The organism is Knoellia subterranea KCTC 19937 (assembly GCF_000768685.1).
Classification (GTDB): domain Bacteria; phylum Actinomycetota; class Actinomycetes; order Actinomycetales; family Dermatophilaceae; genus Knoellia; species Knoellia subterranea.
This window is the reverse complement of the sequence record NZ_AVPK01000007.1, coordinates 52,864-64,724: the sequence shown is the minus strand read 5'-3', so window position 1 is coordinate 64,724 and position 11,861 is coordinate 52,864. Positions and strand designations below refer to the sequence as shown.

The 11,861-nt window shown below is 70.0% G+C and carries 11 protein-coding genes; 5 read left to right on the top strand and 6 right to left on the bottom strand.

Annotated features, from left to right (window positions below):
- Positions 1-33: 33 nt before the first annotated feature.
- Genes N803_RS12365 through N803_RS12355 form a run of 3 tightly spaced genes read right to left on the bottom strand, consistent with a single transcriptional unit; the run spans position 34 to position 2,250 of the window.
- Positions 34-780: an SDR family NAD(P)-dependent oxidoreductase gene (locus tag N803_RS12365; RefSeq protein WP_035905824.1), complete on the bottom strand. Its 747-nt coding sequence runs from the start codon at positions 778-780 to the stop codon at positions 34-36.
- Positions 773-2,002: an AMP-binding protein gene (locus N803_RS12360; protein ID WP_035905823.1), complete on the bottom strand. Its 1,230-nt coding sequence runs from the start codon at positions 2,000-2,002 to the stop codon at positions 773-775. The genes N803_RS12365 and N803_RS12360 overlap by 8 nt, the downstream gene beginning before the upstream one ends.
- Entirely contained in the window at positions 1,999-2,250 is a 252-nt protein-coding gene (locus N803_RS12355; RefSeq protein ID WP_035905822.1) for an acyl carrier protein, read from the bottom strand. Before N803_RS12355 ends, N803_RS12360 begins: the two co-directional genes overlap by 4 nt.
- A 133-nt stretch (positions 2,251-2,383) precedes the next feature.
- Between N803_RS12355 and N803_RS12350 the strand changes: the two genes are divergently transcribed.
- From N803_RS12350 to N803_RS12330, 5 genes are read left to right on the top strand one after another with little or no spacing between them, the layout of a single operon-like run.
- The gene (locus tag N803_RS12350) at positions 2,384-2,896 is read left to right on the top strand and encodes a GNAT family N-acetyltransferase (RefSeq protein WP_035905821.1); all 513 of its coding nucleotides are present in this window, start codon (positions 2,384-2,386) and stop codon (positions 2,894-2,896) included.
- Positions 2,893-3,963 carry a pseudaminic acid synthase gene (gene pseI / locus N803_RS12345; protein ID WP_035905820.1) on the top strand — a complete coding sequence of 357 codons (1,071 nt, stop codon included), beginning with the start codon at positions 2,893-2,895 and terminating at the stop codon, positions 3,961-3,963. The genes N803_RS12350 and pseI overlap by 4 nt, the downstream gene beginning before the upstream one ends.
- Before the next feature lie 16 nt (positions 3,964-3,979).
- On the top strand, positions 3,980-6,316 hold the full coding sequence (locus tag N803_RS12340; RefSeq protein ID WP_084764465.1) for a glycosyltransferase: 2,337 nt from the start codon (positions 3,980-3,982) through the stop codon (positions 6,314-6,316).
- 14 nt (positions 6,317-6,330) lie between these two features.
- Entirely contained in the window at positions 6,331-7,164 is an 834-nt protein-coding gene (locus tag N803_RS12335; RefSeq protein ID WP_035905818.1) for a hypothetical protein, read from the top strand.
- Positions 7,157-8,824 carry a hypothetical protein gene (locus tag N803_RS12330; protein ID WP_035905817.1) on the top strand — a complete coding sequence of 556 codons (1,668 nt, stop codon included), beginning with the start codon at positions 7,157-7,159 and terminating at the stop codon, positions 8,822-8,824. Before N803_RS12335 ends, N803_RS12330 begins: the two co-directional genes overlap by 8 nt.
- Positions 8,825-8,845: 21 nt before the next feature.
- Here N803_RS12330 and N803_RS12325 read toward each other — a convergent pair whose 3' ends face one another.
- The 3 genes from N803_RS12325 to pseB are packed head-to-tail and all read right to left on the bottom strand — an operon-like array spanning position 8,846 to position 11,807.
- On the bottom strand, positions 8,846-9,682 hold the full coding sequence (locus tag N803_RS12325; RefSeq protein WP_035905816.1) for a hypothetical protein: 837 nt from the start codon (positions 9,680-9,682) through the stop codon (positions 8,846-8,848).
- A gap of 8 nt (positions 9,683-9,690) precedes the next feature.
- Positions 9,691-10,818, bottom strand: a complete 1,128-nt coding sequence (locus N803_RS12320) for a DegT/DnrJ/EryC1/StrS family aminotransferase (RefSeq protein ID WP_035905815.1) — start codon at positions 10,816-10,818, stop codon at positions 9,691-9,693.
- A gap of 2 nt (positions 10,819-10,820) precedes the next feature.
- The gene (pseB, locus tag N803_RS12315; protein WP_035905814.1) at positions 10,821-11,807 is read right to left on the bottom strand and encodes a UDP-N-acetylglucosamine 4,6-dehydratase (inverting); all 987 of its coding nucleotides are present in this window, start codon (positions 11,805-11,807) and stop codon (positions 10,821-10,823) included.
- Positions 11,808-11,861 lie beyond the last annotated feature (54 nt).

Here is an 11,861-nt window from a genome sequence, read left to right as displayed (position 1 = left end):
CCCGGACGCCGGGCAGGTCGAGCAGGACCCCGCTCAGATGCTGCTGCCGCCGTCGATGGTGATGACCTGACCGTTGAGGTTGGTGTCCTCGAACAGCAGGGTGCGCACCACGGGAACGATGTTGTCGGGTTCGACCATCCGCCCCGACGGGGTGCGGCGGGCGATCGTCTCGAGCTGCTGGTCGCCGAGGACGGAGGACATCTCCGAGGCGAAGAAGCCGGGAGCGACGCTGTTGACGAGGACGCGTCCGTGCATCTCCCGGGCCAGCGTGCGCATCGCGCTGTCGAGACCACCCTTGGTGGCCGAGTAGGCGACCAGGCCGGAGTAGCCGCGCTGGGCACACACCGACGTCACCATGACGACACGACCGCGGCCACCGCGAGCCATGATGCGACGCAGCACGGCGCGGGTGAGGACGAGCGGCGAGGTCAGGTTCGTCGCGATGATGTCGCCGATCTGCTGCGGCGACATGTGGATGTGCATCGCGTCTTGTCCGACGGCGGCGTTGTTGACCAGCGCGTCGATCGGACCGAGGGCGGCCTCGGCATCCTTGATGAACGCGGTCAGGGCCTTGTGGTCGTTGACGTCGACCGACGCCACGAGGACGCGGTCGGGGTGCGCGTCGGCGAGCTGCTGCAGCTCCGGCGTGATGGTGCGGGCGAACGCGGCCACCTTGGCGCCCCGGTCGAGGACGTCGGTGACGATGGCCAGCCCGAGGCCGCGCGAGCCGCCCGAGACGACGACGACGGAGGCGGGGCCGATGGGGGGAAGGTCAGACATCGCTCTTCAGGGTCTCCTTGATCGGGATGGCGTCGAGGAACCGTAGCCGACGGGGCACGGCGTACTCGGGGAGGCGCTCACGCGCCCAGGCGCTCAGCTCGTCGTCGCTCACGGGTTCGGTCGTCACGATCTCGGCGGTGACGATGTTGCCGACGATGGGTGCCTTGCGCCCCTTGACCGACGCCCAGGCGACGGCGGGGTGCGACTGGAGAACGTCGCGCACCTGCGAGGCGGAGGCCTTGGATCCCCCGACGTTGATCTCGTCCGAGGCGAGGCGCCCGGTGATGAGGACGCGGCCGTCGACGACCTCGACCCGGTCCCCGGTGCGCAGGTGCTCATCGATGCCCTCGCCCCGCTTGGGCGAGGCGATGACGAGCTCACCGTCGACGATGCTCAGCCGGGGACGGCCCGGGGTATCGCGGTCGAGCCAGGCCTCGGGGAAGCCCGCCTTGCCGTCGTGGACGGCGATCGACGCACCGGCCTCGCTGGAGGCATAGATCCACGAGACGCGAGCCTTCGGGAAGAGCTCGATGAGTCGGTCGAGGATCGCCTGGTCGACCGGCTCGCCGCCGAGGGTCACCTGCTCGAGGGGCAGGGCGGCGACGGCCTCGGGGTCGCGGTAGAGGGCCTGACGCCAGAACGTCGGGGTGCCCGATGCCGCGGTCACGCCGGCGTCGAGGGCCATCCGGGGCCAGGTGTCGAGCTCGTCCGGCTCGATGAAGACGACGTCCTGCCCGGGCACGGTCAGCCCGAGGGTGACCACCTGCCACCAGGCGTAGGCGCCGTGCGCGTAGGGGCACAGCCACGTGCGCGCCGGTTGGTCGCCGCCCACCGTGGTGAGCGAGTCGAGGGTGTGGGCCACGCGCTTGGGGCGGCCGGTGCTGCCACTGGTGAGGAGCCAGATGCGGCCCGGCTGGGCGTCACGCTCGAGCGTCGCGGGCTCGACCTGCGACAGGTCGCCGGACACGAGCGCGAGCCCCTCGGCCCGGAGGTCGGCACCGAGGTCGGGCGTCACGCGTGTGCGCGAGGTCACGAGCGTCTCGCGATCGCTCGTCGCGTGGGTCCAGACGGCGCGGGCGGCCTGGAGGTTGTCCTCGACGAGGACGGCGGCGGCCGGCGGCAGGTCGAGGGTGTCGAGCTCACCCCAGGTCGTGGCGACTCCGCGCAGGACGATGCGGTTGCCCGCACCCCGCGTGGGTTCGCCGGCGGGGGCCTGGCTCACGCGGCCTGCAGCTGCTCGAGGAAGTCGAGGACGTCGGCCACGGTCTGGATCTGACGGAGTCCGGGGGCGTCGAAGTTGAGCTCCTCGCCGGTCTCGTCCTCGACCCGGAGCGCGAGCTCGGAGAAGTCCAACGAACGGAAGCCGAGCTCCTCGAGGTTGGCGGTGTCCTCGGCGGGCATTTCCTTGCCCTGCGCGGCGAGAACCTCCGCCATCATGGTGCGGATCTGGTCACGGCTCAGTGCGCTCATCGGTGTGCCTCGAAGTCCGGGGATGTGGGGCCTGAGGTAGTGTAACGAAGTCCCCGCACTCGACCGATGTCGCCGCGAAGACCCCCGTTGCGACACCCCGGATGTGCACCCCCAAGACCTTCACGGAGTGCACATGCTTCGCCCGGCCACCGACGCCGACATGGACGCAATTCTGTTGTGGCGCAACCACCCTGACGTTCGCGCAGTGTCCCTGACCCGTCACGTGATCTCGGCCGACGAGCACCGCGCCTGGTGGGAGTCGACCCGGACCCGGGACGACCGCGAGGTCCTCGTCTACGAGCGCCACGGCGTCCCCTCGGGCGTCGTCACCTTCTTCGACCTCGACCGCGACAAGGGCACGTCCTGGTGGGGCTACTACCTCGACAACGCCGGCCTCACCGAGCGCGGTGAGCTCCTTCCGGCCTGGATCGAGATCCAGCGCCAGGCGGTGCGCTACGCGTGGGACGACCTGGCCCTCGCCGAGCTGCACGGTGAGGTGCTCGACAACAACGAGGCCGTGCGACGCTTCAACAAGCGCAACGGCTTCGAGGAGATCGAGACCGACGAGCGCGAGATCGACGGCGAGCTCGTCACCGTCCACCACGTCCGCGCCACGACCCCCACGACCACTCTGGAGAGCAAGTGAGCGAGCAGGAGACCCCGGACCGGGGAGTCCGCATCGGTGACCGCGAGGTCGGCACCCACGCCGAGCCCTACATCATCGCCGAGATGTCCGGCAATCACGACGGCAGCCTCGACAAGGCCCTCGACATCGTCCGGGTCGCGGCCGACGCCGGCGCCCACGCCATCAAGCTGCAGACCTACACGGCCGACACGATCACCATCGACGTCGACACCCCCGAGTTCCGGCTGAGCGACGACCACGAGCTCTGGGGCGGACGCAGCCTCTACGACCTCTACGAAGAGGCGCACACGCCGTGGGAGTGGCACGAGCCGATCTTCACGCTCGCCCGCGAGCTCGGACTCCACGCCTTCTCGAGTCCGTTCGACCCGACAGCGGTGAGCTTCCTCGAGGACCTGGACGTCCCGGCATACAAGATCGCGTCGTCCGAGATCGTCGACCTGCCGCTCATCCGACTGGCCGCCGGCACCGGCAAGCCGGTCATCATCTCCACCGGCATGGCCTCCATGGGTGAGATCGCGGCGGCGGTCGAAGCGGCACGGAGCACGGGCAACGACCAGATCATCGTCCTGTCCGCGACGACGAGCTACCCCGCCGACCCCCGCCAGTCCAACCTGCGCGGACTCCCCCTCCTCTCCGGCGCGTTCCAGGTCCCGGTCGGCCTGTCCGACCACACCATGGGCATCGGTGCGGCCGTGGCCGCGGTCGCGTTCGGCGCCTCCGTCGTGGAGAAGCACGTGACGATCTCGCGAGAGGGCGGCGGTGTCGACTCCGCGTTCTCCCTCGAGCCGCACGAGCTCGCCCTGCTCGTCTCCGAGACGCGCACCGCGTGGCAGGCGCTCGGCGAGGCCAAGATCGCCGCCCGCGAGTCCGAGCAGGAGGGCCTGCGCTTCCGCCGCTCGCTCTTCGTCGTCGAGGACGTCAAGGCCGGTGACCCCGTCACCCCCGCCAACGTCCGCTCGATCCGCCCCGCCGGCGGTCTCGCCCCCGACCTCTTCGGCCTCGTCGAGGGCCGGACGTTCCGCGTCGACGCCGCCAAGGGCACCCCTCTCTCATGGGACATCGTCTGATGCGGGAAGGGGCCGCGTGAGTCCCCATCTCAGCGTCGTGGTGCCGTTCTACGGCGTCGAGGACTACTTCGCCGACTGCCTCGAGAGCATCCGCAGGCAGCGGCTCACCGACATCGAGGTGATCCTCGTCGACGACGGCTCCCCCGACGGGAGCCGGGCGATCGCCGAGGACTTCGTCGCCCGCGACTCCCGCTTCACCCTCGTGACGCAGGAGAACGCCGGTCTCGGACCGGCTCGCAACACGGGCACGGCACAGGCGACGGGCGAGTACCTCACCTTCGTCGACTCCGACGACCTCGTCAGCGCCGGTGGTTTCGAGCAGATGGTCGGGGGCCTCGACCGATCCGGGTCCTCCTTCGCCGGCGGCAACGCCCGGCGGTTCAACAACTCGTCCGGCATCCGTCAGTCGTGGTCGCACCGCGAGGCCTTCGCCAAGACGCGCATCGCGACGCACATCCTCAGCCACCCCGTCCTCGCCCGCGACCGGATGGTCTGGAACAAGATCTATCGGCGCAGCTTCTGGGACGAGTTCGGCTACGAGTTCCCCGCGATCCGCTACGAGGACTACCCGGTCACGTTCAAGGCCCACCTCGACGCCCTGACCGTCGACCTGCACTCCGACGCCGTCTACTACTGGCGCGAGCGAGAGTCGGGCGACTCCATCACGCAGCTCGCCTACCGCTACGACAACCTCCTCGACCGGGTCGTGTCCGCCGAGATGGTTCTCGACCAGGCCGACACGAGCTCCCCCAAGGTGCGCGAGCAGGTCTACCTCGCCCTCAACGAGTCCGACTTCGTGACGATCGCGCAGGCGTTCGCCTCCGTCCCCGATGACGACATCCCCGCGCTGCTCCAGCTCGGTGGGCGGCTGGCGGACCGGCTCGGCGACGAATTCGTTGGCAGCGGTCACCCCTACACCTACATCCAGTACCGAGCGCTGCGCGCCGGCGACGCCCCGCTCCTGCGCGAACTCGCCGAGTTCCGCGGAGGCGGCGGCCTCCAGGGCCGCGCCCGCGGACAGCGCCATCCGCGGCAGCCGTGGCGGGTCGAGTACCCCTATCCCGGCCTCGGTTCCGATCGCATTCCTCGTTCCCTGTATGCCGTCCCGCGCACCGAGATCCGTCTGCGCACCACGATCGGTGCCGTCGAGTGGGAGGAGGGTTCGCTGGTCCTCACCGGCACGGCCGAGATCCGGCACCACGTGTCGGGCGACGACACCTCGATCACCATGCGCGTCGGCAAGGGCTCGGGCTCCCACCCTGTCCCCGTGACGACGGACGCCGCGGTCGACTCGCACGGTGACCGCACTCGAGTGGGCTTCCGCGCAGCCCTCGATCCCGACCTGCTGGGCCGCCTCCAGGCCGCCGGCACTCCGGTCAGCCCGATCGAGGTCACCGTCCGGTCCGGTCGGCTGCGTCGCACCGGCAAGTTGCACGGTGCCGCCGTCGGCCACCCGCAGTGGACCCCCGGGCACCAGGTGGGCGACGGCGTCTGGGCCCAGCCCGCCACGACGAGTCAGGGCCACTTCGTCGTGTCCTGGCTGCGCCAGCCATGGCTGCTGACGTCGGTCGAGGCCCACCCAGGCAGCGCCCGACTCACGATCTCCGGGCGTGGTGCGATCGGTTCGAACCCGACGCTCCTCGTCGAGGGGCAGAAGCGGCGGCACGAACCGGACCTCGTCTTCCCCGTCGGCCGCGAGGACACCGACGGGGCCGTCGTGCTCGCGGTCAGCATCCCCGCAGCCGCCGTGGCGGGTTCGGTGGCCGGCGACGACCCGTTCCTCCACGAGTCGGTCCGCGGTCTCAAACTCGACCTGGACCTCGGTGAGGACGTCGCGCCCGAGCTGCTGCTCTGGCAGGCCGCACCCCACGGCGTGGGAGTCACCCACCTCGACCACCTGGTCCGGTTCACCCGTTCCCGCGGGAACCGCGCGGCGCTCGTCGAGAGCCCCCTGCGGGTCATTGCCGAGTCGGCCCGGCTGGACGGTGACGTGCTCGAGGTGAGCGGCACCAACTGGACGGAGTCCCGTGAACTCCACGTCGGCTGGCGCCAGTACCTCCCCAACTCGGACGACTTCATCGAGGAGGAGGGCGAGCTCGAGGTCGACGGCGCGAGCTGGCGCCTCCGGACACCCGTGACCCCGCTGCTCGAGACGACGGCCGACGCCCTGGACCTCCAGCACAGCAGCGAATGGGTGCTGTTCTGCTCGTGGGACGGTCAGGCCGCGACGTCCGTGGCGACCGAGCCGTTCCTGCTCACGACCCTTCCCCTGACCCATGACGGCGGGACGCGCACGGGTACCCTCGCGCCGAGCGGTGAGACCCTTCACTTCCGCGCGAGCGACCGCGACTGAGGCGAGGACCCAACATGCACCACCACAATCACTACTACGGCCACTCGCACATCCTCGCGCGCTACTGCGGGCTCCCCCAGGTGCATCCGCCACGCATTCGGGGCTACCTCCAGCACGGCTGGAACGTCGGCGACGGGTGGAACCCACAGCACGAGTTCTTCGACGGCGCCTGGCGCTGGACGTGGAGTGACGCGCCGCGCCGCCGCGGCCACATCCTCGGTCGCCGCAACTACCAGGCCATCGGTGCGCCCTGGCTCTACCTCCTCGACCTGGAGCCCGACCTCGGGGTCGTGCCCGAGGAAGAACGCGAGGGCACGCTCTTCTTCCTCTTCCACGGTTGGGAGGGCGGCAAGATCGAGGGCGACCACAAGCGGCTCATCGACGAGATCCGTGAGACCGAGCCGGGCCCGGTGACCTTCAGCCTGTATTACACCGAGTACGAGCGCCCCGAGATCCGCAACTCCTACCTCGACGCCGGCTTCGACGTCGTGAGCTTCGGCAAGCGCGGCTTCGCCTACGAAGGCACCGACCGCCGCTTCCTCTTCAGGCAGCTCAAGGCCCTGCGCAAGCACAAGCGGGTCGCCGCCAACCGCCTGGCGACGGCCGTGTTCTACGGAGCATCGGTCGGCTGTGACGTCGCCGTCTACGGCGACCCCATGGCGATGAACGGCGAGGACCCGCTCTTCGGCGGCAACGCCCGGGTCCAGCGGCTCTGGCCCGAACTCCACGGCAAGGACCTCGACCAGGTCGTGGCCCGAGAGGTCGTCAACCAGGAACTCGGCACGGCGTGGAAGATGCCGGCCCAAGAACTTCGCCCGCTGATCTTCGATGGAGTGACCCATGACTGACCCCGACCACACCAGCGTCCGGCCCGTCCCGGGTGAGATGCGGCCGTGGAGCGATCTCGACGGTCCGATCGGCCCGTTCGGCGGTGCCGCTGCACTGCGGCTGCTCGAGGACGTCCTGCCGCGGGGCGGTCGCTGGCTCATCGCCGGCCCGCACGCCGACGCCGTGCTCACCCTCGCCCAGGAGCGTTCGGAGTCGCTCACGGTGCTCATCCGCGCCGCGAGCGACGGCGAGACGACGAGCACCCGATTCCCCACCGGCCTCGACATCGCCATCGGCGCCCTCGACGGCCTGTCCCCCGAGGACGGCGCCTTTGACGTGGTTCTGGCCGCGGATGGCCTGGACCGGGTCCTGACGCCCGACAGCGCCGACCTCGCCTGGCCCGAGCGACTCGACCTCCTGCGGTCCCTCGCCAACGACGGAGCCACGATCGTCGTCGGACTGGGCAACGAATTCGCCCTCGCGACCCTCCTCGATGCCCGCGTCGCCCGCGACCGCCACGGCGATGAGGAGTGGCGTCCGATCCATTCGGACACCGAGCGCCCCTGCTCCCTCGGCCAGTTCGTCGACGCTCTCGCCGAGCGCGGTCTCACTCCGTCGAGCACGTGGACGACCTTCGGTCCGCAGGCGCAGCCGGGCCTCATTGCCAGTGCCGACGCCGCTGGGTCGGCCCGCCCCGACCGCTTCCTCGCGAACGCGGCCACGGCTGCCGTCCGCGCCACCCGCTCGCCCCTGCTGGCCCTTCCGGACGAGGCCTTGTCGACCGCGGCTCGTGCCGGAGCCCTCCCGACCGTGGCCGACGGTTTCCTCGCCATCATCGGAGGAGACGCCGCCAGCACTGCCCACGCCCCGACCGAGGCCTACGGATCGACCGGCGACGAGTCCGCCTGGACGGCCCGCCGCGAGGGAAACGGCGCCGACGCGACCTGGCTCCTCAGTGACGCGACGGGTGCCGAGCAGCGTGTCCCCGGTGGTCGCACGGTGGAGAGCGAGTTGCGTGAGCTGGCCGAACGCGAGGACGTGCCCGGTTTCCGCGCCTACGCCCAGCGCCTCGGCGAGTGGACCCGAACGCTGCCGGACCACGTCGGCCCTCTGACACTCGACAGCCTCGTGCGCGACGGCAACACCTTCGTCGACACCCACGTCGGCGGCCCGGCCCACGAGGAATCGGCCCGGGACATGGCAGTCGCTGCGGCGTGGTTCCGCTTCCAGGACCGGCTGCTCGCCCAACACCGCCGGCACCCCTGGCCCCCGTGGGTCGTCGGCAGTGAGCTCGTGGGCATCTGGTCCTCCATGGCCGGTGTTGCCACCGACGCCGACAGTCTCGAGTCCGCCCGCGTGCTGGCCGACTCGCTCGCCGGCCCCACCCCTGACATCGTCGACGCCCGCACGGCCCTTGCCGACCGCGACGAAGCCGCCAAGCAGCTCTTCGAGGCGAACGGCCACATCTTCGGCCTCGAGCGCACCATCGGGTTCCGCGACAAGCAGCTCCTCACCCGCGAGAAGCGCATTCGCAAGCTGCACAAGGACCTCCAGAAGGTCGAGAAGATCCGCAACCACCCGGCATACAGGACGCTTCGCAAGGCGGCCAAGGTGCGCGAACCGCGCAAGTTCGCCGCCGCCGTCAAGAAGAAGGCCGGGACCCGACTCCGCGGTCGCTGAGACCCGGCCGGGTCGGCGGGGTCAGTCCTCGTCGACCCAGCCGAAGGTCTCGCGGACCTCGGCCGGGGACAGGGTGATGTCGAGGCCGAGCTCCTCGCGAGCGGCTCGCTCCGCGACCTCGCGGGGCACCGCCAGCTGGTGCAGTTCGGGGAAGAGTCGCAATTGCTTGGCCATGCCGCCGAGCACCGCGTGGTCGTTGCCGAGGACCATCGGGTCGCCGTAGACCCCGATCTCGGCCCCGACGGACGCCCCGTAGAACAGGGCGCTGCCGAGGCGGTTGCTCACGACCCGGCGGTGTCGGCGCAGCTCGCCCAGCTGGCGGTAGAGGAACTCGGTGTCATGGCCGACGCCCATGAAGCCGCGACGCCCGTGCGAGATGACCCGGAACCCGTGTCGTTCGTAGATCTCCCGGGTCGGTGCGTGCTCGAAGTCGTTCCAATAGAGGCACATCGTGATCGGCGCGTCGCCCTCGGTCTCGCGCAGCTCACGGGCATAGGCGTCGTGGCTGCCCTGGATGAGCTGCCCCTCCCAGCCGTGGAAGGGGTAGACGATCGTGCCCTCGCGCGTGGTGTCGGACTCTTCCTGGTCCGACTCGGGCTCGGGCTCCTGGAGCAGCAGGTAGTGCCACGGAGACGAGACGACCTCGACGTGGTTCAGCCCGGCCGCGCGGGCGCGCCGGGCCACCACCTCTGTCCACACGAATTTCGGATAGCCGGGCGCGAAGGCCGTGCCCACGGCGAAGCCGTCGTGGAGGTTCCACCCGTGCTGGAGGTAGCCGCGGATGGCCGGAGCCTCGGAGAGCCCCGCCCAGCGGGCCATGATGGCCGCGTGGCCGTAGAAGTGGTTGGCGTGGTGCACAGGCGTCGTCAGCCCGTGACGGCAACCCGAACGGCGTCGATGACGTGGTCGACCTGGTCGTCGGTGAGCTCCGCGTGCATCGGCAGGGAGATCTCCTGCGAGTAGAACTCCTCGGCGTTGGGGCACATGCCGCGCTGGTAGCCCAGGTCCTCGAACATCGGGTGCCAGTAGACCGGCATGTAGTTGACCTGGGCGCCGACGCCGTTGGCGCGGAGCTTGTCGAAGACCTCGCGCCGACGGCCCTCGAGGACCCGCAGCGGATAGAGGTGCCAGATCGGGTCGACGTGCTCGCGCTGGACGGGCAGTCGCACGCCCTCGAGGTCGGCCAGCCCGGCTTGATAGCGGGCGAAGACCTCGGCCCGACGCTGCTTGAAGAGCTCGAGTCGCTTGAGCTGGCTCAGGCCCAGCGCGGCCAGCACGTCGGGGAGCCGGTAGTTGAGGCCGTACTCGTGGACCTCCTGGTGCCACGGCCCCTCGTCGGGGTAGCGCATCCGGTCACGGTCGCGGACGAGTCCGATGAAGTGGAACTCGTGGGCACGTTGGCCGAGGTCTGCGTCGAGGGTGGCCACGGCCCCGCCCTCGGCGCTCGTCATGTTCTTGGTGGGGAAGAACGAGAAGGTCGTGAGGTCGGCGAGCGAACCCACGGGCCGACCGCGATAGGTCGAGCCGATCGAGTGCGCGGCGTCCTCCAGCAGGAGCGCGCCGACGCGGTCGGCGACGGGTCGCAGCGCGTCGACCTCGATCGGGTGGCCGGCGTAGTCGACACCGGCGATCACCTTGGTGTCGTCGGTGACGACGGCCTCGACCGCTGCGGGGTCGATGTTGGCCGTGTCGTCCTCGACGTCGACGAAGGTGATCCGGGCGCCCAGAGCGACCGCGGACGACGCCGTCGCGACGAAGGTCATCGGGGTCGTGACGACCTCGTCACCCTGCCCGACACCGGCCGCGGCATAGGCGACGTGCAGGGCGGCGGTGCCGCTCGTGACGCTGACGCAGCGCGTGGCGCCGCTGATCTGCGCCAGCGCGTCCTCGAACGCCGTGACCGTCGGCCCCGTCGTGAGCCAGTCGCCGCGGAGAACCTCGGCGACCGCTGCGACGTCGTCCTCGTTGATGGACTGGCGGCCGTACTGGATCATCCTCAGAGGCCCTCGTCCTCGAGGATCTTGAGCATCTCGTCGCCGGTGAACCAGACGTCGTTGTTGTCCGAGGTGTAGTGGAAACCCTCCGGCACCGGCTCGCCGTCGGCCGGCGGGGTGTAGCCCCACGACGCGAGGTCGGGCTGGAGGACGTAGCGGTCGCCGATGCGCAGGGCGCGGCGCCCCTCCTCCGGGGAGATCATCTCCTCGTGCAGCTTCTCGCCGGGACGCAGGCCGATCTCGTGCATCTTCGCTCCGGGCGCCACCGACTGGGCCAGGTCGACGATCTTCATCGACGGGATGCGCGGGACGTAGAGCTCGCCGCCCTGCATCGTCTCGAACGAGTCGGTCACGAACTTGACCGCCTCCGGGAGGGTGATGAAGAAGCGGGTCATGCGGAGGTCGGTGATCGGGAGCGACTCCCCCGCCTCGGCGAGTCGGCGGAAGAACGGGATGACCGAGCCGCGGCTGCCCATGACGTTGCCGTAGCGGACGACGCAGAAGCGCGTCGGGTAGGCGGCGGCGTAGTGGTTGCCGGTGATGAAGAGCTTGTCGGCGGTCAGCTTGGTGGCGCCGTAGAGGTTGATCGGCGAGGACGCCTTGTCGGTCGAGAGGGCGACGACCTTCTTGACGCCGGCGTCGATCGAGGTCTCGATGACGTTCTGCGAGCCGATGACGTTGGTCTGGACGAACTCCCACGGGTTGTATTCGGCCGTGTCCACCTGCTTGAGCGCGGCGGCGTGCACGACGTAGTCGATGCCGTGCATGGCGCGGTCGAGGCGGTGGCGGTCGCGGATGTCACCGATGAACCAGCGCAGACGCGGGTCGTCACCGAAGAGCTGGCGGCATTCGTACTGCTTGAGCTCGTCGCGCGAGAAGATGACGATGCGCTTGGGGTTCAGGTCATCCAGGGCCTTCCTGATGAAGGCCTTGCCGAAGGAACCCGTGCCTCCGGTGATGAGAATCGACGAACCCTCAAGAATGCTCACGCGGTGTCTCCTACACGTCCTGGCGGGCGAAATGGCACCGCGAGGCTAGCATCT

Coding starts and splice junctions, on each gene's coding strand:
- N803_RS12335 (WP_035905818.1), top strand. CDS start 6,331: ATGCACCACCACAATCACTACTACGGCCACTCGCACATCCTCGCGCGC.
- N803_RS12365 (WP_035905824.1), bottom strand. CDS start 780: ATGTCTGACCTTCCCCCCATCGGCCCCGCCTCCGTCGTCGTCGTCTCG.
- N803_RS12330 (WP_035905817.1), top strand. CDS start 7,157: ATGACTGACCCCGACCACACCAGCGTCCGGCCCGTCCCGGGTGAGATG.
- N803_RS12350 (WP_035905821.1), top strand. CDS start 2,384: ATGCTTCGCCCGGCCACCGACGCCGACATGGACGCAATTCTGTTGTGG.
- N803_RS12320 (WP_035905815.1), bottom strand. CDS start 10,818: ATGATCCAGTACGGCCGCCAGTCCATCAACGAGGACGACGTCGCAGCG.
- N803_RS12355 (WP_035905822.1), bottom strand. CDS start 2,250: ATGAGCGCACTGAGCCGTGACCAGATCCGCACCATGATGGCGGAGGTT.